This window comes from Streptomyces sp. NPDC088812 (assembly GCF_044750285.1).
Lineage (GTDB): Bacteria > Actinomycetota > Actinomycetes > Streptomycetales > Streptomycetaceae > Streptomyces.
Map to the genome: position 1 here is coordinate 13,453 of NZ_JBIVJP010000011.1, position 21,820 is coordinate 35,272.

Below are 21,820 nucleotides of genomic sequence, written 5' to 3' on the forward strand. Positions count from 1 at the left end.
GTCACCCGGCCGTCGGTGTGATCGCGCGCACGTTGCGTAACCACCTCCGGAGCGTTGCACTGAGTCCATGCTGACGCGAATCGACCACATCGGGATCGCCTGCCACGACCTCGACGCGACCGTCGAGTTCTACCGCTCCACGTACGGCTTCGAGGTCTTCCACACCGAGGTCAACGAGGAGCAGGGCGTGCGCGAGGCCATGCTCAAGATCAACGATACGTCCGACGGCGGCGCCTCGTACCTCCAACTGCTGGAGCCCGTCCGGGAGGACTCCACGGTCGCCAAGTGGCTGGCGAAGAACGGCGAGGGCGTCCACCACATCGCCTTCGGTACGGCGGATGTGGACGGCGACGCCACGGACATCCGCGCCAAGGGCGTACGCGTTCTGTACGAAGAGCCCCGACGCGGCTCCATGGGGTCACGAATCACCTTCCTGCACCCAAAGGATTGCCATGGCGTACTGACAGAACTGGTCACTTCGGCGCCTGTTGAGTCACCTGAGCACTGACCCTCGTACATAGGGGCCGGTAGGGTTGGGGGCGGTCGCCGCTCATCACGGGCGACCGTTGTCCTGCCGTCCCGGCGGCAGGACCAGCCGGGGTCCGGGTTTCGGGGGGCGAGGGTCGGGGCAGCAGCCCGTGCTCCGCCGTCGATCTGACACCATTCCCCGGGGGCCCCGTTCGGCGGATGGACGGAGCTCGGTTCACAAGCTTGCGACCAGGGGACGGATGGGACCGCGCAGTGCGGGGCTACGAGAGCCAGGAGCGGGAGCCGGCGGCTGACGTCGACCACCTCACTCGGTTCGAAGCCGAGATGAAACGGCTGAAGACTGAGCGGGAAAAGGCGATCCAGCACGCCGAGGACCTCGGCTACCAGGTCGAGGTGCTGCGCGCCAAGTTGCACGAGGCGCGGCGCACCATCATGTCCCGGCCCGCCTTCGACGGCGGTGACCTCGGCTATCAGGCCGAACAGTTGCTGCGCAACGCGCAGGTGCAGGCCGACCAGCTGCGCGCCGACGCCGAGCGCGAGCTGAGCCAGGCGCGGGCGCAGACCCAGCGCATCCTCCAGGAGCACGCCGAGCAGGCGGCCCGGCTCCAGGCGGAGCTGCACGCGGAGGCGGTGACCCGCCGGCAGCAGCTCGACCAGGAGCTGGCCGAGCGCCGGCAGACCGTCGAGTCGCACGTCAACGAGAACGTGGCGTGGGCCGAACAGCTGCGCGCCCGCACCGAGTCCCAGGCCCGCCGTCTCCTCGACGAGTCGCGCGCCGAGGCCGAGCAGGCGATGGCGGCCGCGCGCGCCGAGGCCGAACGGCTGACCGCCGAGGCCCGCCAGCGGCTCCAGAGCGAGGCCGAGGGCGCCCGCGCGGAGGCCGAGCAGCTCCTGCGCCGCGCCCGCGCGGACGCCGAGCGCCTGCTGAACGCCGCGTCGGCGCAGGCCCAGGAGGCCACCGACCACGCCGAGCAGCTGCGGTCGTCCACCGCGTCCGAGTCGGACGCGGCCCGCCGTCAGGCACAGGAGCTGAGCCGGACCGCCGAGCAGCGCATCGCGGAGGCCGACACGGCGCTGCGCGAGGCCCGCACGGAGGCGGAGAAGCTCGTCGCCGAGGCCAAGGCGGCCGCCGAGAAGGCGCTGCAGACCGCGGAGTCGGCCAACGAGCAGCGCACCCGTACGGCGAAGGAGCAGGTCGCCCGGCTGGTCAGCGAGGCCACCAAGGAGGCCGAGGCCACCAGGACGGACGCCGAGCAGATCGTCGCCGACGCCCGCGCCGAGGCGGAGAAGCTCCTCGCCGAGGCGGCCGAGAAGGCCCGCACGATCACCGCCGAGGAGAGCGCGACCCAGCTGTCCAAGGCGGCCAAGACCGCCGAGGACGTCCTCAACAAGGCGCAGGAGGACGCGCAGCGCACCACCAAGGCCGCCACCGAGGAGGCCGAGCGCATCCGCCGGGAGGCCGAGGCCGAGGCGGACCGGCTGCGTGCCGAGGCGCACGACATCGCCGAGCAGCTCAAGGGCGCGGCGAAGGACGACACCAAGGAGTACCGCGCCAAGACGGTCGAGCTCCAGGAGGAGGCCCGCCGGCTGCGCGGCGAGGCCGAGCAGCTGCGCGCCGACGCGGTCGCCGAGGGCGAGAAGATCCGCGCGGAGGCCCGCAAGGAGGCCGTCCAGCAGATCGAGGAGGCGGCCAAGACCGCCGAGGAACTGCTGTCCAAGGCGAAGGCCGACGCGGACGAGCTGCGTCAGAAGGCCACCACGGACAGCGAGAAGGTCCGCACCGAGGCCATCGAGCGGGCGACGACGCTGCGCCGGCAGGCCGAGGAGACCCTCCAGCGCACCCGCCAGGAGGCCGACCGGCTCCGCGAGGAGGCCACCGAGCGGGCCGCGGCCCTCACGGCGGACGCCGAGCGGGCCGCGGGCGAACTGCGCGAGGAGACCGAACGGGCCGTCCAGGCCCGGCAGGCCGAGGCCGCCGAGGAACTGACCCGGCTGCAGTCGGAGGCCGAGCAGCGGCTCGCCGCCGCCGAGCAGGCGCTGGCCGACGCCCGGGAGGAAGCCGCGCGCATCCGTCGCGAGGCCGCCGAGGAGAGCGAACGGCTGCGGTCGGAGGCCGCGGAGCGGATCCGGGCGCTCCAGCGGCAGGCGGCCGAGGAGGCCGACCGGCTGCGCACCGAGGCCGCCGCCGACGCGTCCGCCTCGCGGGCCGAGGGCGAGGCCGTCGCCGTACGGCTGCGGTCGGAGGCCGCGGCCGAGGCGGAGCGGCTGAAGTCGGAGGCGCAGGACACCGCGGACCGGGTGCGCGCGGAGGCGCAGGCCGCCGCCGAGCGGCTGGCGGCCGAGGCGTCCGAGACGCTGGCCGCCGCCCAGGAGGAGGCCGCCCGGCGCCGCCGCGAGGCCGAGGAACTCCTCGGCTCGGCCCGCCAGGAGGCCGGCCAGGAGCGTGAGCGGGCCCGCGAGCAGAGCGAGGAGCTGCTGGCGTCGGCGCGCAAGCGCGTGGAGGACGCGCAGGCCGAGGCCGTACGCCTGGTGGAGGAGGCCGACCGGCGCGCCGGCGAGATGGTCGCGGCGGCGGAACAGCACGCCCAGCAGGTGCGGGACTCCGTGGCCGGGCTGCACGAGCAGGCCCAGGAGGAGATCGCCGGGCTGCGCAGTGCCGCCGAGCACGCGGCGGACCGCACACGGCGGGAGGCCGAGGAGGAGGCGGACCGGGTCCGCGGCGACGCCTACGCCGAGCGGGAGCGGGCCGCCGAGGACGCCGGCCGGGTCCGGCGCGAGGCGAGCGAGGAGTCGGAGGCGGCGCGGGCGCTGGCCGAGCGGACCGTCGGCGAGGCGATCGCGGAGGCGGAGCGCCTGCGGTCGGAGGCCTCCGCGCACGCCCAGCGGGTGCGTACGGAGGCGTCGGACGCCCTCGCGGAGGCCGACCAGGCCGCGGCCCGCACCCGGGCCGACGCCCGCGAGGACGCCAACCGCATCCGTTCGGACGCGGCGACGCAGGCGGACACCCTCATCACGGAGGCCCGTTCCGAGGCGGAGCGCCTCCAGACGGAGACCATCGCCGAGGCCGAGCGGCTGACGACCGAGACGGCCGCGGAGGCCGACCGGGTGCGCACCGAGGCGGTCGACGAGGCCGAGCGGCTGCGGGCCGAGTCGGTCGCCCGGGCGGAGAAGCTGGTCGGGGACGCCACCGACGAGGCGGAGCGGCTGCGCGCCGAGGCCGCCGCGACGGTCGGCTCCGCGCGGCAGCACGCCGAGCGGGTCCGGGTCGAGGCCGAGCGTGTCAAGGCGGAGGCGGCCGCGGAGGCCGACCGGATGATGAGCGTGGCGCGCGACGAGGCCGACCGGACGCTGGACGAGGCCCGCCAGGAGGCCAACAAGCGGCGTTCGGAGGCGGCCGAGCAGGTCGACACGCTGATCACGGAGACCGCCGCCGAGGCGGACAAGCTGCTCACCGAGGCGCAGCAGCAGGCGCTGAAGACGACCGCGGAGGCGGAGGCGCAGGCCGACACCATGGTCGGCGCGGCCCGCCAGGAGGCCGCGCGGCTCGTCTCGGAGGCGACGGTCGAGGGCAACGGGCGGGTGGAGAAGGCCCGTACGGACGCGGACGAGCTGCTCGTCGGCGCCCGCCGGGACGCGACCGCCATCAGGGAGCGGGCCGAGGAGCTGCGCGACCGCATCACCTCCGAGATCGAGGAGCTGCACGAGCGGGCCCGCCGTGAGGCCGCCGAGACGATGAAGTCGACCGGCGACCGCTGCGACGCGCTCATCAAGGCCGCCGAGGAGCAGCTCGCCAAGGCTCAGGCCAAGGCCAAGGAGCTGGTGTCGGAGGCGAACTCGGAGGCGGGCAAGGTCCGCATCGCCGCGGTGAAGAAGGCCGAGGGGCTGCTCAAGGAGGCCGAGCAGAAGAAGGCCACGTTGGTCAGGGAGGCCGAGGAGCTCAAGGCCGAGGCGATCCGCGAGGCCCGGCGCACGGTCGAGGAGGGCAAGCGCGAGCTGGAGGTGCTGGTCCGCCGGCGCGAGGACATCAACGCGGAGATCTCGCGGGTCCAGGACGTGCTGGAGGCGCTCGAGTCGTTCGAAGCGCCGTCGTCGGGCAAGGACGGTGGCGTCAAGGCGGGTGCGACGGTCGGAGCCCCCCGTTCGGGTGGCAAGTCGTCAGATAGCTAGCGGAATGTGAGAATTCCGTTGAAATCTGAGGTGTTTGAGCAGGTTTGTAGCAAGCCGTCCTGGGGTCGGCCACCCAAAAGGGGTGTCATTCCTCAGATCAAACACGTATCCACTCGATGACACAGCGCTTCGGCCCCTAGGATTCCACCTATCACCTCACCGGTCTCATTCGACAGGAACCCCATGAGCGACACTTCCCCCTACGGCTTCGAGCTTGTGCGGCGTGGGTACGACCGCGCTCAGGTGGACGAACGGATCTCCAAGCTCGTCTCCGACCGTGACAGCGCTCTTGCCCGCATCACCGCTCTGGAAAAGCGCATCGAGGAACTCCACCTCGAGACGCAGAACGCCCAGGCCGCCGTCAGCGACGCCGAGCCGTCGTACGCCGGTCTCGGCGCGCGTGTCGAGAAGATCCTCCGTCTGGCGGAGGAGGAGGCCGCGGATCTGCGTGAGGAGGCCCGACGCGCGGCCGAGCAGCACCGCGAACTCGCCGAGTCGGCGGCCGCGCAGGTCCGCAGCGACGCGGAGTCGTTCGCCGCGGAGCGCAAGGCCAAGGCGGAGGACGAGGGCGTCCGGATCGTCGAGAAGGCCAAGAGCGACGCCTCGCAGCTGCGCTCCGAGGCCCAGAAGGACGCGCAGTCCAAGCGCGAGGAGGCGGACGCCCTCTTCGAGGAGACCCGCGCCAAGGCCGCGCAGGCCGCCGCCGACTTCGAGACGAACCTCGCCAAGCGCCGCGAGCAGTCGGAGCGCGACCTGGCGTCCCGTCAGCAGAAGGCGGAGAAGCGGCTCGCGGAGATCGAGCACCGCGCGGAGCAGCTGCGCCTGGAGGCGGAGAAGCTGCGCACCGACGCCGAGCGCCGCGCCCGCCAGACCGTCGAGACGGCGCAGCGCCAGGCCGAGGACATCGTGGCCGACGCCAACGCCAAGGCCGACCGGATCCGTTCGGAATCCGAGCGCGAGCTCGCGGCTCTCACCAACCGCCGCGACTCGATCAACGCCCAGCTGACGAACGTCCGCGAGATGCTCGCCACGCTGACCGGCGCCGCGGTGGCCGCCGCCGGCACGTCGACCGACGACGAGCCGATCTCCCGTGGGGTTCCGGCCCAGCAGACCCGGTAGTCACCGGTGTGCGTGAGGGGCGGTGGGCCTGGTCCCACCGCCCCTTTCGCGTGGGCTACCGGATGCCGAGGGCGGGCGGGTAGCCGCCGCCGTTGGCGTTGACCAGGACCCAGGTGTCGCCCGCGCGCACCAGTTGTCTGCCGTAGACGGTGCTGAAGTCGAGTCCGCGTACGCCGGTGCCGTCCTCCTCGCCGACCCGGCTCCCGTCGGCCGCGTCGAGCGTGAACAGACGGCCGCTCTCCCCGAGCACGGCCACCCCGCCCTGGTCGCGGCCCTCCGGGGCCAGCGCCGCGATGTCGTTGCCGCTCCCGAGGTCCGTGTGCCACGTGCGCCGTCCGTCGCGCAGGGAGTAGCCGGAGACCCGCGCGGGGTAGTTCGCGCCCGGCTTCTTGGCCGCGACGACGAGGACGTCCCCTTCCACCGCGGCCCACAGCGTCGGCCGCGCCTCGAACTCTCCGCCGGTCCCCGGGGTGACGACGAGGTCCTCCTCGTCGGCGGTGAGCGGGATCTCCACCGGGTCGGCGCCGTCCTCGGGGTAGGACAGCACGGCCGCGACCCCGCGTTCGTCGCTCTCCTTCAGCAGGAGGGTGAACGGCTCGGCGGAGACCACCGTGGCGGTGTCGAGCGCGCTCTCCACGGGCAGCGGCCGACTGCCGCGCTGTTCGCCGGTGGCGGTGTCCAGGACGACCAGCTTCGCGCGGGTCGCCCCGTCCTCCGTGCACGTGACCACGACCCGGGTGGTGCCGCCGGCCGCGGAGACGACGTCGGGCGAGCAGCTCTCGTCGCCGCCCTTACCGGTCAGTTCGGCGGTCCAGCGCGGTGCTCCGTCGGTGAGCCCGTACCCCTGGACGGCCTCCTGGGTCAGCGCGACGGCCACCCCTCGGTCGGCCGCGAGCAGACCGCCGTCGCCGCCGGGGTACGGGACCGCCTCGTCGAGGGTGCGCTTCCACACCGTGCGGCCGGTGGACGGGTCGACGCCCCACAGCGTGTCGCAGGGCTTGCCGTCGCGGCCGAAGGCGACCAGACCGATGCCGTCGACGACGGTGTCGCTCATCCCGCACACGGTGGTGCGGGTCGGGGCCTTCAGCGCCCAGCGGCGGCCGCCGTCGTGTGCGTCGTAGGCGACCAGGGCGTCGGTGCGCACCCGGACCACGGCCGGGTCGTCCGTGCCGACGACCCACACCCCCTCGCCCAGCACGGTGGAGGGCCGGTCGTGCCCGGCCTTCCAGACGGTGTCGAGGACCGGTCCGCGCATCCACAGGTACGCCTGCCAGCCGGGCCAGAGCGCGAGCACGACGCCCGTCGTGGCCAGCACGGCGGGCAGGACCTTGCCGGGACGGCGGTCGGTGAGCCTCCCGATGGTGATCAGGAGCGCTATGTAGCCGGCGAAGGTGAGGACGAACGCCAGCACGAGGGTGGGCGTGGTGCCGTCCGGGCAGGGGCTGTACCGGCCGCCGCACCCGTTGCCCGGGACGGACGTCCAGCCGAGCAGGTGGAACTCCACCGCGAGCCCGGCCGCCGCCCCCGCCGCGACGACCGCCAGCGCGGCCCGCGCCAGTCGCCCGCCCGTGAGCGGTCTGCTGTCTGCAACCATGTTTCCCCCCATGGGTGTTGAGTTCTCCGGCGCCCCCCGGCGCCGCCTCGTGATCAAGGCGGCTGGAGCATAACGCGGCGGGGTGGAGGGCGTCAGCGGACGCGCGACGGGCACCCCGCGGCGGGACCGGCCGCTCCCCGCCGGGTGGCACCCGCCCCTGCCCGGTCATAGCGTGGCCGCATGATCGAGCTCGACGGGCTGACCAAGCGGTACGGCGAGAAGGTGGCGGTCGACCACCTGACCTTCACCGTCGCACCGGGCATCGTCACGGGCTTCCTCGGTCCCAACGGCGCCGGCAAGTCCACCACCATGCGGATGATCCTCGGTCTGGACCGGCCCACCGCCGGGGACGTCCGGATCGACGGCACGCACTACGACCGGCTGAAGGACCCGCTGACGTACATCGGGGCCCTGCTGGAGGCCAAGGGCACGCACCCGGGCCGCAGCGCCTACCACCACCTGCTGTGCCTGGCGCAGAGCAACGGCATTCCCCGGCGGCGGGTGCACGAGGTACTGGACGCGGTGGGACTGACGGGGGTCGCCGGGAAGAAGGCCAAGGGGTTCTCGCTGGGCATGGGGCAGCGGCTGGGGATCGCCGCCGCGCTCCTCGGTGATCCGCGCATCCTGATGTTCGACGAACCGGTCAAGGGTCTCGACCCCGAGGGGATCCACTGGATCCGCAATCTCATGAAATCACTGGCGGCGCAGGGGCGGACCGTGTTCGTGTCCAGTCACCTGATGAGCGAGATGGCGCTGACCGCCGACCACCTCGTCGTCATCGGCCAGGGGCGGCTGCTCGCCGACACCTCCATGGCCGACTTCATCGCCCGCAACTCACGGGCCTACGTGCGGATCCGCACCCCGCAGCGGGAGCGGCTGCTCGACGTGCTGCACAGTGCCGGGATCACCGTCGTGGAGACCGGCGACGGCTCCCTGGAGGTCGACGGCGGCAAGTCCGAGGTCATCGGGGAGCTGGCGGCCCGGCACCAGCTCGTGCTGCACGAGCTGAGCCTCCGGCAGGCCTCCCTGGAGGAGGCGTTCATGCAGCTGACCGCGGGGTCGGTCGAGTACCACGCGCACACCGGCCGGGCTCCCGCGCAGGCGTGGGGCGACGGCTGGAGGAAGGGCTGAGCATGACGGCGACCCAGGTCATCCGTTCGGAGTGGACGAAGATCCGCTCGGTCGCGTCCACCGTCTGGACGCTCTCCCTCGCCGTGGTGGTCACGATCGCCCTCGGCATGCTGATCTCCGCGCTGTCGAGGAACGAGTTCGACGGCATGGACCGCGGCACCCGGGTCTCCTTCGACCCGACGTTCATCAGCTTCGCGGGCATGAGCCTCGGCCAGCTCGCGATGATCGTGTTCGGGGTGCTCGTCGTGTCGAACGAGTACAGCACCGGCATGATCCGCACCTCGCTGGCGGCCGTGCCGCAGCGCGGGACCTTCCTGTTCAGCAAGATCGCGGTGGCCGCGGGGCTCGCCCTCGTCGTCGGGACGGCCACGAGCTTCGCCGCGTTCTTCCTCGGGCAGGCCATGCTCGGCGAGCACCGGGCGTCGATCGGCGACCAGGGCGTGCTGCGGGCGGTGATCGGCGGCGGCCTCTACATGACGCTCATCGCGGTGTTCTCGATGGGCGTGGCCGCGATGCTGCGCTCGCCGATGCTCTCGCTGGGCATCCTGATGCCGTTCTTCTTCCTGATCTCCACCGTCCTCGGCAACGTCGAGGCGACGGAGAAGGTGGGCCGGTACCTGCCCGACCAGGCCGGCAGCAGGGTCATGCAGGTGGTCACCCCGGTCGGCGACGACACGCCGTACGGCCCCTGGGGCGGGCTGGCGATCATGGCGGTGTGGACGGTGGCGGCTCTGGCGGGCGGGTACCTGCTGCTGCGCAGACGCGATGCGTGAACCTTTGGTCTTTGCTTGCTCTTGAGCGGAACCGTCAGCGCCTCGATATCCTCCTAACCCTTATGGGGGGCGTGCGCCCCGCTGTCCTGAACCTGTCGATGGGTGCGGAGCATGATCGAAGCAGTCGGCCTGACCAAGCGCTACGGCGACAAGACCGCTGTGTACAACCTTTCCTTCCAGGTGCGACCGGGTACCGTCACGGGTTTCCTCGGGCCGAACGGCTCGGGCAAGTCGACGACGATGCGGATGATCCTCGGGCTCGACAACCCCACCTCGGGGACGGTGACGATCGGCGGCTACCCCTACCGCAAGCTGCCGAACGCCCCCCGCCAGGTCGGCGCGCTGCTGGACGCCAAGGCCGTGCACGGCGGGCGCAGCGCCCGCAACCACCTGCTCTGCCTGGCCCAGCTCTCGGGCATCCCGGCCCGGCGGGTGGACGAGGTGCTGGGCGTGGTCGGCCTCCAGGACGTGGCGAGGAAGCGCTCCAAGGGCTTCTCGCTCGGCATGGGCCAGCGGCTGGGCATCGCCGCCGCGCTCCTCGGCGACCCCCAGGTGCTGCTCTTCGACGAGCCGGTCAACGGCCTCGACCCCGAGGGCATCCTCTGGGTGCGCAACCTGATGAAGTCCCTCGCGGCGGAGGGGCGGACCGTGTTCGTCTCCTCGCACCTGATGAGCGAGATGGCGCTGACCGCCGACCACCTGGTCGTCATCGGCCGGGGCCAGCTCCTCGCCGACATGAGCGTGAAGGACTTCATCTCGGCCAACTCCGCCGACTTCGCGCGCGTCCGCACCCCGCTCACCGAGCCGCAGCTGCGCGAGAAGCTGGCCGCCGCGCTCACCGAGGCGGGCGGCCATGTGCTGCCGGAGCAGGACGGCGCCCTGCGCGTCACCGGTCTGCCGCTGCCCCGCATCAGCGACCTCGCCCACGACGCCGGCGTACGGCTGTGGGAGCTGTCGCCGCACCAGGCCTCGCTGGAGGAGGCGTACATGCGCCTGACGCAGGGGGCCGTCGACTACCGGTCGACCATCGACCAGAAGGCCGGCCTCCAGCAGCCCCTGCCGCCGGGGGCGCTGCCGCCCGTGCCGGTGCCGGGCCAGGGCCAGCCGGGCTGGTACGCCCCGCCGCCCCCGCAGCAGGGCTGGGCGCCGCCGCAGCCCGCCCAGGGGCCCGCTCCGGCGCCGTACGGCATGCCGGGCGTGCCCGGCGGTCCGGGGGCTCCGGGCGGCCCGGCAGGGCACCCGGGAGCCGTGGGACCGGCGGGAGCCAACCCGTACGCGCAGCCGCCGCAGGCGCCCGCCCCGGCACAGGCACCCGTACCGCCCCAGGTCCCCGCACCGGCCGCCGCACCGCAGGACCGTCCCCCGGCGGCACCGGGCGCTCCTGCGGCCCCCGCGGCCCCCGCGGCCCCTGTGGCCCCCGCGGCCCCCGCGGCTGCTCCGGCCGCCGCCGCGCCGCCGGAGCAGGCGCACCCCGCCGCCCCCGCCCCGACCACGACCACGACCGAGGACGCCCGATGAGCACGCCGCAGCCCCCGACCCCGCAGGCCGCGCCCGCCTGGCAGGCGGCGCCCGGGTCCGCGTACCCCTCCTACACCTCGCCGATCCCGGTCGTGCGCGCCCACCTCGGGCACGCCATCGCCTCCGAGTGGACGAAGCTCCGCTCGGTGCGTTCCACGATGTGGACGCTGGGCGTGTTCGTGCTGCTCGTCGTCGGCATCGGCCTGCTGACCGGCTTCATCGTCTCCGCCAGCACCAGCGACATGTCCGGCGAGAACGCGCTGTCGCTCGGCTTCTTCGGACTGCTCCTGGGCAGCATGTGCATCATCACGCTCGGCGTGCTGACCACCGCCTCGGACTACGGCACCGGCATGGTCCGGACCACGATGGTGGCCTGCCCGTCCCGCGGCCGGGTGCTCGCGGCGAAGGCGGTCGTCTTCTTCCTGGTCGCGTTCGTGGTGACGCTGGTGTCGACGGTCTTCGTCGCGATGGTGGACGTGGCCCTGCTCTCCGAGGCCCGTGAGCCGTCGGGCGGCGAATGGCTGAAGGCCACGTTCGGGGTGTCCCTCTACATCGCCCTGCTCGGGCTGCTCTCGCTGGCCGCCGGCTCGGTCATCCGGCACTCGGCGGGCGCCATCACCCTCATGATCGGCCTCGTGCTGGCCCCGCTGGTGATCGCGCTGTTCATGTTCTCGGAGTCCCTGGTGGACCTGCGCGAGGCGCTGTTCGAGTACTCGATCCCCAACCAGCTCAGCGTCTTCTACTCCTCCTCGCTGACCGAGACCGGCCCGTCCGGCTGGGAGCCGCTGTGGATCGCGCTCGGCGTCACCGCCGTCGTGTTCGCCGGCGCCTTCGCGCTGCTGGAGAAGCGGGACGTGTAGGCACCGTCGAGGAGGTCGTCAGAACCTCGGCCCGTTACGGGACCGCTGCACCCCGGGGGTGCGGCGGTCCCGCGCGTTCCAGCAGGCCTTGTGCCAGTGGCGGCGGTCGTCCACGCCCGCGTGCTCCGGCCAGGCGACGACGTGCGGCACCCCGTCGGGGATCATCTGGTCACAGCCGGGGCAACGGTACGACTTGCCCTGCGCGCTGGCCCCGGCCACATGCCGTACGCTCCACTCCTCCCCCTGCCAGTCCGCGCTGGACTGCCAGCCGCCGTAGCGGCTCGACCGGTCGTCCTCGGCGCTCCGGCCGGACGAGCCGTCACCCTTCGGTCGGTTGCGACGCGGGGACACGGGACACCTCACGGGGCTATACAGGAAGCAGGGTTCGCGTCCAGCCTACGCGGAGGCCGTGGGGGTACCCGTAGGGCACCAACCCCCACAAGTCTCCCTTCGAAATGCCCGATTCTGCAGACAATCCGCAAATCTCCCCGCCCCACCGTGTCCTCGGCACGTGTCAGACGGTTATGCCGGGCGGGGGAGCTCCGTGTCGGAGCCAAGGAAGCAGGAAAGTCCCATGCGTGTTGGAAGTTTCGTGTTGGCGGCCCGGTTCCCGGGACAGGGTCACGGGGAGGCACTGCACCGCGCGGTCCGCTCCGCCGAGGTCGCCGAGGAGGCGGGCCTGGACTCGGTCTGGCTGGCCGAGCACCACTTCGTGCCGTACGGCACCTGTCCGTCCGCCGTCACCCTGGCCGCCCTGCTGCTGGGCCGCACCCGGCGCATCCGGGTCGGCACGGCGGTCAGCGTACTGCCCACCGTCCACCCCGTCGCCCTCGGCGAACAGACCGCGCTGCTGCACCTGACCAGCGGCGGCCGCTTCACGCTGGGCGTGGGACGTGGCGGCCCCTGGGTCGACCTGGAGGTGTTCGGCTCGGGACTGAAGGCGTACGAGAAGGGGTTCCCGGAATCACTCGATCTGCTGGTGCGCTGGCTGCGCGAACCGTCCGTCGGGGCCGACGGCGAGCGGTACCGCTTCCGCGAAGTGCCCGTCGTCCCACGGCCGTCGGAGGCGCTGACGGACGCGGCGGGCCCGGAGGTGGTCGTCGCCTGCACCTCCCCCGCCAGTGTGCGGCTGGCCGCCGAACGCGGACTGCCGATGCTGCTCGGGATGCACGTCGGGGACGAGGAGAAGGCCGAGATGGTCGCCCTGTGGCGGCAGCACGCGCGCGTGGCCGGACGGCCGGCGGACGAGATCCGGGCCGCGGGCCACGTCTCGGCGGGCGTCTGCCAGATCGCGGACCGGCGCACCGACGCCGTCGAGACGCTGGTGAAGGCGATGCCGGGCTGGCTGAAGCAGGGCCTCGACGCCCATGTGACGGTCGACGGCCGCGCCCGCGGCATGCGGGACCCGGTGGCGTACACCGAACTGCTCTGCGGGCTCCACCCGGTGGGCACCCCGCGGCTGTGCGTCGACCGCCTCACGGCGACCGGTGAGCGAACCGGCATCTCGCGCTTCGTGCTGCTCGTGGAGGGCTCCGGCGACCTGGCGGCCACCGAGGAGAACGTACGGCGGCTGGGCGCGGAGGTCCTCCCCCACCTCCGCTGAACGGCCTTTCCGGCCGGGAAGCTTGCCGCTCCGGTGACGCACCTCCCCCACGGGGAGCGGCAAGCGGGGCACACGCGGCCTCAGCAGTCCCGGAACTCCGGGGACTGGTTGAGCACCTGGCTGCGGACCGACGTGAAACGGGCCAGCGACCCGTCCACCGAGGTGTCCACCGGGAACACCGCCACCCGGTGGCAGTTCTGGAAGGCCAGCCGCACGCCGAAGTGCCGCTGCAGCGCGCCGCGAATCGCGTCACTCGCCAGCGCGCGCAGCAACTGCCCACGTGCCTGCTCGTCCGGCGGGGGCGTCTGGTTGTCGGCGAACTGACCGCCGTCCACCTTCAGCTGGGCCACCAGGGAGCTGATCATCTCCCATGCGTAGGGCAGGGAGGTCCGGACGCAGTCGACGAATTCTGCTTCGTCGACCTCGCCTCGCTCGGCCTGTTCGAGTAGGGCCGGTGAGACGTCGAGCGACATGGGTTCTCCTCTCGCACCCCCGAAGCGCGCAGGGGTTGCCGGACAGGGAAAGGGAGTCCGCCATGCAGCCAACACCGAGCACGCTGAGTACACGCACCGCGACCCTCCCGTTCTCTACCGTAGGCAACCGACCGTGACCGCACCAGGAGAATGAGCAACTAGGAAGCGATGGTTGGGCGCAGTATCGGCCACCCTGGAACTCACGTTTTCCAGGTGAAAAGGTGCGGCTGCCGGGACCACGGTGACAGGTGGTGGCGGGCGACGGGTGGGCGAATCGCGTGGCCCGGGGGGCTTCGAGTAGCGTTGCCGACCATGCGTCTCGTCATCGCCCGGTGCTCCGTGGACTACGCGGGCCGGCTCACCGCCCACCTCCCCTCCGCCCCCCGTCTCATCCTGGTGAAGGCGGACGGCAGCGTCTCCATCCACGCGGACGACCGGGCCTACAAGCCCCTGAACTGGATGTCGCCGCCCTGCACGCTGAAGGAGGGAACCGGCGACGAGGAAGGCGTCTGGACCGTCGTCAACAAGGCGGGCGAGAAGCTGATCATCACCATGGAGGAAATCCTCCACGACTCCTCGCACGAGCTCGGTGTCGATCCCGGCCTGATCAAGGACGGCGTGGAAGCGCACCTCCAGGAACTGCTCGCCGACCGCATCGAGACGCTCGGCGAGGGCTACACCCTCATCCGCCGCGAGTACATGACCGCCATCGGCCCGGTCGACATCCTCTGCCGGGACGCCGAGGGCCGGACCGTCGCGGTCGAGATCAAGCGGCGCGGCGAGATCGACGGTGTGGAACAGCTCACCCGCTACCTGGACCTGCTCAACCGCGACCCCCTGCTGGCGCCGGTGCGCGGCGTCTTCGCCGCCCAGGAGATCAAGCCCCAGGCCCGCGTCCTGGCCACCGACCGCGGCATCGGCTGCCAGGTGCTGGACTACGACGCCCTGCGCGGCATCGAGGACGACAAGCTGCGGCTGTTCTGAGCCACGAGCGGCGACGGTACGGCCGTACGACGACCAGGGCGCTTCTGACGGGTCTCCGTGGGAGAAGGAGCGGCGTTCGGTGCGTGCCCTCGGCGTGCGGTGTGCAGGGTTATCCGGCGGAGCCACCTGACCCTGCACACCGTGCGGTGAGTGGGGGTACCGCCCACGCTGTTCAGGCAGTAGGGGAGCGTGCCGGGCGTCGCGACGCCGCGGAGATCCGTCAGAAGCGCCCGAGGGCCGGGTCCGGTGACGGACCCGGCCCTCGGCGCGTCCGCCGGGGTCAGATGACCGACGCCGAGGAGTCCCCGGCCGGGGTGCCCCCGGCGCTGCTCTGCAGCACGCCGGACGGGCTCACGGGGGCGGAGGAGACCGTGTTGCTCTCCGTGGCCGGGGAGCTCGGCGTGTCGGACGGGTCCGACGGCGACTCCTCCGGATCGGGGTCCGCCGGCGTGCTCGGCGATTCGGCGGGCGACGACGACGCGGACGACGACGGCGAGGACTCGGGGCTGGACGACGTGGATCTGCTCGGCGTCGGCGACGATCCGTCGTCGTCCGGGTCCTGCTCGTCCTGCGAGCCGCTCGCCCCCGGCGTCGGCTCCGCCGATCCCGTCGGCGTCGGGTCGTCCGCGGTTCCCGGCGTTCCGTCCGGCCCCGGGTCCACGGGCGCGTCGGCCGCCTCCCCGGTGTCCCCGGAACCGGTGCCGGTGTCCTCGCCCGAGGTGTCCTCGCCGAGGCCTTCGTCGCCCGTGGCGGTGTCGGCGGAGGGGTTGACGCCGACCCGGTCGGAGGGGTCGGTGGCGTCGTTGCTGGAGGTCGCGCCGAGCGTGACGACCGTGCCGAGCACGGCGACGAGCAGGGCGCCCGCGCCGGCCGCGACGAGGTTGCGCCGGGCGAGGCCGCGCAGGCCGCCCCGGCCGCGGTGGGCGGGGGCCGGCGTCCGGGCGGGCGGCTCGGCGGACGGCTGGGCGGAGACCAGGGTGGGACCGGTGGGCGGGGACGACGGGAACACGGCGGGGAAGCCGCGGGGCGGGGACGCCGGCTCCTCGCGGCGCACGCCGGGCTCCTCCTCGGCGACCGCCGGCGCCATCAGGCCGGGGATGTCGCCGGAGCGGTCGGAGACCAGGGCGAGGGCGCGGCGGCCGGCGACGGTGCCCCGCTTGTCGGTGAGGGCGCCGCGCAGGCCGAGGGAGGCCTCCAGCTCGGAGCGGGCCCGGTCGAGCTGTCCGGCGCACAGCGCGAGGACGCCCAGTTCGTGGTGGAAGTAGGCGCGGTCGGCGGGCTGCCCGGCCAGGCGCGCGGCCTCGGCGCCCTCGTGCAGGGCCTGTTCCCAGGCACCCCAGTGCAGTCCTGCGGCGAACGCGGGTGCCGCGGCGCGGGCCAGCTGGACGGCGGTGGCCTCCTCGTCCCCGGTGGGCGGCTCGGTGGCGGGGACGGTGACGAGGAGGGCGGCCAGGACGGCGTCGGCCTCGGCGCAGACCCGCTCGGGCGTGACCGAGGGGTGTCCGGCCCACCAGGCGTAGTGCCGGGCGGCGGTGTGGGCGCGGTCGGCGACGTCGTCGTCGTATCCGGCGGCCTCCAGCTGGGCCTGGACGCCGACGGCGAGCCGGTAGCGGGTGCCGACCGGGGAGACGAGGCCGCAGCCGACGAGTTCGCCGAGGGCCGCGTCGGCGTGGGTGTCACCGACCAGTGCGGGCAGGTGGGCCTGGTGCGGGACCTCGCCGCCGAGGGCGACGGCGAAGCGCAGGGTGGCGCGGGCGGAGGAACTCAGGCGCGCGGCGAGCAGCGGGGCGGGCGCGGCGGCCTCGCCCAGCGAGGGCAGGGGTATCTCCTCGGCCCGGGCTGCGTCGGCGTCCACGGGGTCGGCGAGCGGGCGGGCGTCCTCGAAGACGCCGAACTCGTCGACGGCGCCGGCGGTGGCGCGCAGTGTGTCCCGCTGGAGCAGCAGGGCCCCGGCCTGGACGAACCTCAGCGGCAGGCCCTCGGACTCGAACCAGAGGTCGCCGGCCCAGTTGGCCTCCTCCTCGGTGAGGGAGCGGCCGACGGCACGCTCGATCACCTCGACGCCCCCCGCACGGCGCAGGCCGCTGAGGGCGACCTCCTCGACGGCGGAGTCGGCGGAGGGTGCGGGGGTGTCGGGGGCCGTGGCGAGCAGGAAGGCGCACTCCGGGGTGGCGTCCAGCAGCTCGTCGAGGGCGGCACCGCCCAACTCCAGGTCGTCGATCAGGACGACGGCGCCGATCTCGCCGACGAGGGCACGCAGTTCGTCGTCCTCGGGGCGGTGGTGGGGGGCGTCGTACACGCCGTGGAAGAGGTCGTGCAGCAGGTCGTGCGCGGTGCGGCGGTGGCCGGTGAGGCGGACGACGCCGTCGGGGGCGAGGTCGGCGCAGTCCTCGGCGACGAGGTGGAGCAGGCTGGTGCGGCCGGAGCCGGCGGGGCCGGTGAGGCGGACGGAGCGGCCGCGGGCGAGCAGCCGGACCAGTTCCTCGCGCTCGTCCTGGCGGCCCAGGAGCGGCTGCGGGGTCTGGGCGGGGCCGGCCGGCACGGGCGGCCTGGCCGCGCGGTCGGCCTCGGCGCGCGCCTCGGGGGTGCGCCGGGCGGGCCGCTGGGGCCGCCTGGTGGGCGGGCACAGCTCGATCTCGCTGCCGTCGACGGGGTTGACCGTGAGGAGGTGGTCCCCCGAGACGATGCGTGCGGTGCGGGCGAGGGCCGGGGCGTGCTGGCCGAGGTCGGGCGCCAGCGGGTCCCTGGCGGGCCGCGGGCGGGACGCGGGGACTCCCCCGGTCTCGAATGCGGTCTCGAATGCATCGAATGCGTCCGACGGGGAGGTGCCTCCGTCGTGGCCGTACTCCTCGGCTCCCCGGTGCGTCGGGTCCATAGGTCAAAGCCCCCCAAAAGCGTCGTGTGGCGGTAGCCCCTCCCGGCCTTGCTGCACACTGCGCTGTCGCTTCTGGTCCGGTGCCCGCTCGAGGGCTGCGGGCGGCGGGCAGACGAACCGTAAACCTTCGCACAGTATCCACGACAGCCCGGGGTGCCGCGCCGCCCGAGACGTCACGGTCTCGTGAGGATTGCGCGCGCCGCACGCGGTTCGCCACGCGACACCCGTGGGCGCCACGAGGTGTCGCCCGCGGGTGTCGCGTGATGCCGCCCGCGCGTGCCGTGGTGTGCCGGGTGCCCCGCTGCCGGGTCCTACACCTGCGGGAGCGACTCCACGCCGATGCCGCCCTCGATGGCGAGGATGCGGTGCAGGCGGGTGGCCACCAGCAGGCGCTGCATCTGGGGCGGTACGTCGCGCAGGACCAGACGGCGGCCGCAGCGGCCGGCCCGGCGGTGGACGCCCATGATGACGCCGAGTCCGGTGGCGTCCCAGGAGTCCAGCTCGGACAGGTCGAGCACCAGGTCTCCGGCGCCGTCGTCCACCGCCGTGTGCAGGACCGTACGGGCGTCCGCCGCGCTGCGGACGTCGAGGCGGCCCCCGACGACCAGCTCGGTGTGGTCGCCCCTGATGTACATAGCACTCCCCTAAGCGTGCGTCTCGTGCTCCGCGGTGTGGTGTCCGGTGTTGCCTCCTCTGACTGCACGAAGCGGTCGGAGGTTGCCGTCTGTGAGCGAACCGATACCGAATTCACCCGCAAGGGTGAGGCCCCTGGGGCCGGTGCGGAAGCAGTGCCTGGAGAAGCCCTGCCCACTCGTGCGGCCGATCTCACCGGCATCAGCCATCCGGCGTATCGGTCGCCCTCCCCATGGCTCTCGGCCGGACACTAGCGGGCGTGAGGGGCTGTGTGACCGGTTAGTAACGCGTTTCACGTCTCAGGCCGTGAGACGCCGGTCACGTCGTCAATTCCTGTCGGATTCGCACCGATTGGCACCGTACGGAGCGGCCGTGACGAAGGGAACGGAACGGATTCCCGAGGACCGTCTAGATTGGCCGCATGGTCAATCTGACGCGCATCTACACCAGGACCGGCGACCGGGGCACCACCGCCCTCGGCGACATGAGCCGGGTGGCCAAGACCGACCTGCGGATCGCCGCGTACGCGGACGCGAACGAGGCGAACGCGGTGATCGGCACGGCGCTCGCGCTGGGCGGCCTGGACGAGCCGGTCGTCACGGTCCTCACCCGCGTCCAGAACGACCTGTTCGACGTGGGCGCGGACCTGTCGACCCCGGTGGTGGAGAACCCGGAGTTCCCGCCGCTGCGGGTCGAGCAGTCCTACGTCGACCGGCTGGAGGCCGACTGCGACCGCTTCAACGCCGAGCTGGAGAAGCTGCGGTCCTTCATCCTTCCGGGCGGCACGCCCGGCGCGGCGCTGCTGCACCAGGCGTGCACGGTGGTCCGGCGGGCCGAGCGCTCGACGTGGGCGGCGCTGGAGGTGCACGGCGAGGTGATGAACCCGCTGACGGCGACCTACCTCAACCGGCTGTCGGACCTGCTGTTCATCCTCGCCCGGACGGCCAACCGGACCGTGGGCGACGTCCTGTGGGTGCCCGGCGGGGAACGGGCCTAGGCACCCCCGAGGACACCGCGGCGCCCGTCTCAGCGCCGGGAGCCCTCCCTCTGCCTGTCGCCGGGGACCGGGTCCGCCGGCGGTCCCTCCGGCGCCCTCTTCGGCCAGATCACGTACGTCAGCGCGATCAGGCCGTGGATGCCCGCCGCCCGCCAGGCCACCCAGCGCCAGCTCTCCAGGGGGCCGGTGCGGCCGGGGTCGTCCACGTACCAGGCGGCGATCTGGAGCAGCACGGTCGCGACGACGGCGGCCGTCAGCGTGCCCAGCCAGACCCTGCCCTCGTGCCGGGCGCGGGCCATGCCGTACCGCGGGGGTCCGGCGGGCCTGGGCGCGCCGGCCAGCCGGTGGGCGGCGTGGCCGTCGAGCCACTGCACGGTGCGGTGGCCGTGGCCGGCCGTGTAGCCGATGTAGAGCGCGGCCAGGCCGTGCGTCCAGTTCGGTTCGGCGCCGTGCTTCAGGTCCAGCGCGGTGACGGCCAGCAGGACCACTTCCAGGAGCGGCTCGCACAGCAGCAGCGCGATGCCCGTGCGATCCATCCTCAGCAGGTAGCGGGCGGCCAGGCCGGCGGCCAGCAGCACCCAGAATCCGATCTCGCACACGGCGATCAGGGCGACGATCACGGTTCGCTCCTCTCGGTCACCCTTTCAGGCTCCCGGGCGAAACGTCCGCGGTCGTCGTCGCCGGTGACGAAAGCGCGGTACATCGAAGGATGCAGTGCGGAACCCTCCCCGGGCATCAGGCGGGCGACGCGGCCGCCGTGTTGGATGGGGACATGGCCGTACGACTGCCCCGACCGCACCGCTTCGACGTGGGCGCCGCGCTGGCCGGGCTGCTCGGCGGGCTGCTGCTGTGGGGCGTCGGTCTGGGCACCCGTCCGGCGGACGATCCGATCGTGCTCCTCGACGGGCGCTGGCCGGTCCTGCTGCCGCTCGCGGTGACGGCCGGCTGCGAGGCGCTGCGCCGTGTCCGGCCGCGTACGGCGCTGCTGGTGGGCGTGGGCGCGCTGGCCCTGGACACCGTCACCCGGGGCAACCTGGTCACGGTCGTGATGTTCACCGACCTGGTGTACGCGGCCGTGGTGTACGGCCCGCCCGCCACCGCCCGCCGCATCCCGTGGATCACGGGGCTGCTCACGGTGGCCGCCACCGTGGTGCCCGTCGCGGTCCGGCGGGTGCCGGAGGCCCTGCTGGCCGGGGTGGTCACCGGTCTGGTGGCGCTGATGCCGGCCGCCACCGGCTGGATCGTCCGCAACCACCGGGAGACGGCCGAGGCCGCCCGGCTGCGCGCCGAACAGACCGCGCTGCTCGCCGAGATGGACCGCGCCCAGGCGGTGACGGCCGAACGGGCGCGGATGGCACGGGAGTTGCACGACATGGTCGCCAACCACCTGTCGGCGATCGCGATCCACTCCACGGCGGCGCTCTCCCTCGACGACCCGGAGACCTCCCGTCAGGCCCTCGGCGTCATCCGGGAGAACAGCGTGGACGGGCTGGCGGAGATGCGGCGGCTGATCGGCATCCTGCGGAACAGCACCGGCGGCGACCCGGAACCGGCGCCCGCTCCCACCCTGGACGGTCTCGGCGCGCTCGTGGCGGGCGCCCGGGCCAACGGTCTCGACGTCACCCTCGACGCCCCCGCCATGCGCGTCCCCGCCCCCGTCGGCCTCGCCGCCTACCGCATCGTCCAGGAGTCGCTGACCAACGCGCTCAAGCACGCCGCCCCCGGCCCGGTCGCCGTCGCGCTCGCGCAGCGGGACGGGGTGCTCGACGTACGGGTGACCAGCTCCTACGGCCGTCGGGACGACGACCCGCGCGCGCCCGGCTCCGGCACCGGGCTGGTCGGCATGCGGGAGCGGGCGGCGCTGCTCGGCGGCAGCTTCGCGGCCGGGCCCGACGGCGCCCGGTGGACGGTGCGCGCCGCGTTCCCCCTCACCGAAGGAGACCTCGCATGATCCGCGTCCTGGTCGCCGAGGACCAGTCCGCCGTCCGGGCCGGGCTGGTCCTCATCCTGCGCAGCGCGCCGGACATCGAGGTGGTCGGCGAGGCGGCGGACGGGGAGCGGGCGGTGGCGCTGGCCCGGGAGCTGCGGCCGGACCTGGTGCTGATGGACGTGCAGATGCCGCGTCTGGACGGGGTGGCGGCGACCCGGGCGGTGGTCGGGGAGGGGCTCGCGGACGTGCTCGTGCTGACCACCTTCGACCTCGACGCCTATGTGTTCGGGGCGCTGCGCGCCGGGGCCGCCGGGTTCCTGCTGAAGAACACCGAGGCCCGGGACCTCATCGCGGCGGTGCGGACCGTCGCGCGGGGCGAGGGCGTCGTCGCGCCGGCCGTCACACGGCGCCTCATCGCCGAGTTCGCGGCCCGGCCGGCCCGGCAGCCGAGGGCGGACCCGGCGGTGGTGGAGTCGCTGACCCGGCGTGAGCGCGAGGTCCTGGCGTGTCTCGGCGAGGGCCTGTCCAACGCGGGGATCGCCGAGCGTCTGGACATGGCCGAGGCGACGGTGAAGACGCACGTCAGCCGTCTGCTGGCGAAGCTGGAGCTGCGCAGCCGGGTGCAAGCGGCCGTCCTGGCACAGGAGTTGGGGATCTAGAGCGATACACCGCAG

General features: G+C 73.5%; 18 protein-coding genes. 12 read left to right on the top strand and 6 right to left on the bottom strand.

Going from position 1 to position 21,820, the window contains the following annotated elements; translation table 11 throughout:
• Positions 1-67 precede the first annotated feature (67 nt).
• From mce to ACIP67_RS20220, 3 genes are all read left to right on the top strand, one after another.
• Positions 68-508, top strand: a complete 441-nt coding sequence (mce, locus tag ACIP67_RS20210; RefSeq protein WP_401693310.1) for a methylmalonyl-CoA epimerase — start codon at positions 68-70, stop codon at positions 506-508.
• A gap of 233 nt (positions 509-741) precedes the next feature.
• Complete coding sequence (gene scy / locus ACIP67_RS20215; protein ID WP_401693312.1) at positions 742-4,656, top strand: polarized growth protein Scy; 3,915 nt, start codon at positions 742-744, stop codon at positions 4,654-4,656.
• Positions 4,657-4,839: 183 nt separating this feature from the next.
• Positions 4,840-5,775, top strand: a complete 936-nt coding sequence (locus ACIP67_RS20220; protein WP_389514256.1) for a cellulose-binding protein — start codon at positions 4,840-4,842, stop codon at positions 5,773-5,775.
• Positions 5,776-5,830: 55 nt separating this feature from the next.
• Here the strand turns inward: ACIP67_RS20220 and ACIP67_RS20225 are convergent, their stop codons facing one another.
• Complete coding sequence (locus tag ACIP67_RS20225; RefSeq protein WP_401693314.1) at positions 5,831-7,369, bottom strand: PQQ-binding-like beta-propeller repeat protein; 1,539 nt, start codon at positions 7,367-7,369, stop codon at positions 5,831-5,833.
• Between the two features lie 180 nt (positions 7,370-7,549).
• Between ACIP67_RS20225 and ACIP67_RS20230 the strand changes: the two genes are divergently transcribed.
• The 4 genes from ACIP67_RS20230 (at position 7,550) to ACIP67_RS20245 (ending at position 11,651) form a co-directional block, all read left to right on the top strand.
• The gene (locus ACIP67_RS20230; RefSeq protein WP_401693316.1) at positions 7,550-8,500 is read left to right on the top strand and encodes an ATP-binding cassette domain-containing protein; all 951 of its coding nucleotides are present in this window, start codon (positions 7,550-7,552) and stop codon (positions 8,498-8,500) included.
• 2 nt (positions 8,501-8,502) lie between these two features.
• Entirely contained in the window at positions 8,503-9,273 is a 771-nt protein-coding gene (locus ACIP67_RS20235) for an ABC transporter permease (protein WP_401693318.1), read from the top strand.
• 111 nt (positions 9,274-9,384) lie between these two features.
• Positions 9,385-10,791 (top strand): ABC transporter ATP-binding protein, encoded by a 1,407-nt coding sequence (locus ACIP67_RS20240; RefSeq protein WP_401693320.1) that lies wholly within the window; start codon positions 9,385-9,387, stop codon positions 10,789-10,791.
• Positions 10,788-11,651 carry an ABC transporter permease gene (locus tag ACIP67_RS20245; protein WP_401693322.1) on the top strand — a complete coding sequence of 288 codons (864 nt, stop codon included), beginning with the start codon at positions 10,788-10,790 and terminating at the stop codon, positions 11,649-11,651. The genes ACIP67_RS20240 and ACIP67_RS20245 overlap by 4 nt, the downstream gene beginning before the upstream one ends.
• Before the next feature lie 18 nt (positions 11,652-11,669).
• Here the strand turns inward: ACIP67_RS20245 and ACIP67_RS20250 are convergent, their stop codons facing one another.
• A complete protein-coding gene (locus tag ACIP67_RS20250; protein ID WP_401693323.1) occupies positions 11,670-12,002 on the bottom strand; it encodes an ATP/GTP-binding protein in 333 nt (110 codons plus the stop codon).
• Positions 12,003-12,225: 223 nt separating this feature from the next.
• Here ACIP67_RS20250 and ACIP67_RS20255 point away from each other — a divergent pair, with 223 nt between their 5' ends.
• Positions 12,226-13,254, top strand: coding sequence for an LLM class flavin-dependent oxidoreductase (locus ACIP67_RS20255; RefSeq protein ID WP_401693324.1), 1,029 nt, complete (start codon positions 12,226-12,228; stop codon positions 13,252-13,254).
• Between the two features lie 80 nt (positions 13,255-13,334).
• On the opposite strand, the gene ACIP67_RS20260 is transcribed toward ACIP67_RS20255, so the two are convergent.
• Positions 13,335-13,727 carry an SCO5389 family protein gene (locus tag ACIP67_RS20260; RefSeq protein ID WP_401693326.1) on the bottom strand — a complete coding sequence of 131 codons (393 nt, stop codon included), beginning with the start codon at positions 13,725-13,727 and terminating at the stop codon, positions 13,335-13,337.
• A 312-nt stretch (positions 13,728-14,039) separates the two neighbouring features.
• Between ACIP67_RS20260 and nucS the strand changes: the two genes are divergently transcribed.
• Positions 14,040-14,711 (top strand): endonuclease NucS, encoded by a 672-nt coding sequence (gene nucS, locus ACIP67_RS20265; protein WP_401693327.1) that lies wholly within the window; start codon positions 14,040-14,042, stop codon positions 14,709-14,711.
• Positions 14,712-14,991: 280 nt separating this feature from the next.
• On the opposite strand, the gene ACIP67_RS20270 is transcribed toward nucS, so the two are convergent.
• Both ACIP67_RS20270 and ACIP67_RS20275 read right to left on the bottom strand, forming a co-directional pair.
• Positions 14,992-17,586, bottom strand: a complete 2,595-nt coding sequence (locus ACIP67_RS20270; RefSeq protein WP_401693328.1) for an ATP-binding protein — start codon at positions 17,584-17,586, stop codon at positions 14,992-14,994.
• 311 nt (positions 17,587-17,897) lie between these two features.
• Positions 17,898-18,221, bottom strand: coding sequence for an STAS domain-containing protein (locus tag ACIP67_RS20275; RefSeq protein ID WP_385061639.1), 324 nt, complete (start codon positions 18,219-18,221; stop codon positions 17,898-17,900).
• Between the two features lie 419 nt (positions 18,222-18,640).
• Between ACIP67_RS20275 and ACIP67_RS20280 the strand changes: the two genes are divergently transcribed.
• A complete protein-coding gene (locus ACIP67_RS20280; protein WP_389514238.1) occupies positions 18,641-19,216 on the top strand; it encodes a cob(I)yrinic acid a,c-diamide adenosyltransferase in 576 nt (191 codons plus the stop codon).
• Positions 19,217-19,245: 29 nt separating this feature from the next.
• Here the strand turns inward: ACIP67_RS20280 and ACIP67_RS20285 are convergent, their stop codons facing one another.
• Entirely contained in the window at positions 19,246-19,836 is a 591-nt protein-coding gene (locus ACIP67_RS20285; RefSeq protein WP_401693329.1) for a hypothetical protein, read from the bottom strand.
• 152 nt (positions 19,837-19,988) lie between these two features.
• Here ACIP67_RS20285 and ACIP67_RS20290 point away from each other — a divergent pair, with 152 nt between their 5' ends.
• Both ACIP67_RS20290 and ACIP67_RS20295 read left to right on the top strand, forming a co-directional pair.
• On the top strand, positions 19,989-21,167 hold the full coding sequence (locus ACIP67_RS20290) for a sensor histidine kinase (protein ID WP_401693330.1): 1,179 nt from the start codon (positions 19,989-19,991) through the stop codon (positions 21,165-21,167).
• Positions 21,164-21,805: a response regulator gene (locus tag ACIP67_RS20295; protein ID WP_401693331.1), complete on the top strand. Its 642-nt coding sequence runs from the start codon at positions 21,164-21,166 to the stop codon at positions 21,803-21,805. The genes ACIP67_RS20290 and ACIP67_RS20295 overlap by 4 nt, the downstream gene beginning before the upstream one ends.
• The last annotated feature ends 15 nt before the right edge of the window (positions 21,806-21,820 follow it).

Excerpts from the sequence above, each read along its gene's own strand:
- ACIP67_RS20220 (WP_389514256.1), top strand. The coding sequence starts at position 4,840 with ATGAGCGACACTTCCCCCTACGGCTTCGAGCTTGTGCGGCGTGGGTAC.
- ACIP67_RS20275 (WP_385061639.1), bottom strand. The coding sequence starts at position 18,221 with ATGTACATCAGGGGCGACCACACCGAGCTGGTCGTCGGGGGCCGCCTC.
- ACIP67_RS20255 (WP_401693324.1), top strand. The coding sequence starts at position 12,226 with ATGCGTGTTGGAAGTTTCGTGTTGGCGGCCCGGTTCCCGGGACAGGGT.
- ACIP67_RS20225 (WP_401693314.1), bottom strand. The coding sequence starts at position 7,369 with ATGGTTGCAGACAGCAGACCGCTCACGGGCGGGCGACTGGCGCGGGCC.
- ACIP67_RS20230 (WP_401693316.1), top strand. The coding sequence starts at position 7,550 with ATGATCGAGCTCGACGGGCTGACCAAGCGGTACGGCGAGAAGGTGGCG.
- ACIP67_RS20240 (WP_401693320.1), top strand. The coding sequence starts at position 9,385 with ATGATCGAAGCAGTCGGCCTGACCAAGCGCTACGGCGACAAGACCGCT.
- ACIP67_RS20290 (WP_401693330.1), top strand. The coding sequence starts at position 19,989 with ATGGCCGTACGACTGCCCCGACCGCACCGCTTCGACGTGGGCGCCGCG.
- nucS (WP_401693327.1), top strand. The coding sequence starts at position 14,040 with ATGCGTCTCGTCATCGCCCGGTGCTCCGTGGACTACGCGGGCCGGCTC.
- mce (WP_401693310.1), top strand. The coding sequence starts at position 68 with ATGCTGACGCGAATCGACCACATCGGGATCGCCTGCCACGACCTCGAC.
- ACIP67_RS20280 (WP_389514238.1), top strand. The coding sequence starts at position 18,641 with ATGGTCAATCTGACGCGCATCTACACCAGGACCGGCGACCGGGGCACC.
- ACIP67_RS20295 (WP_401693331.1), top strand. The coding sequence starts at position 21,164 with ATGATCCGCGTCCTGGTCGCCGAGGACCAGTCCGCCGTCCGGGCCGGG.
- ACIP67_RS20260 (WP_401693326.1), bottom strand. The coding sequence starts at position 13,727 with ATGTCGCTCGACGTCTCACCGGCCCTACTCGAACAGGCCGAGCGAGGC.
- ACIP67_RS20245 (WP_401693322.1), top strand. The coding sequence starts at position 10,788 with ATGAGCACGCCGCAGCCCCCGACCCCGCAGGCCGCGCCCGCCTGGCAG.
- ACIP67_RS20270 (WP_401693328.1), bottom strand. The coding sequence starts at position 17,586 with ATGGACCCGACGCACCGGGGAGCCGAGGAGTACGGCCACGACGGAGGC.
- ACIP67_RS20235 (WP_401693318.1), top strand. The coding sequence starts at position 8,503 with ATGACGGCGACCCAGGTCATCCGTTCGGAGTGGACGAAGATCCGCTCG.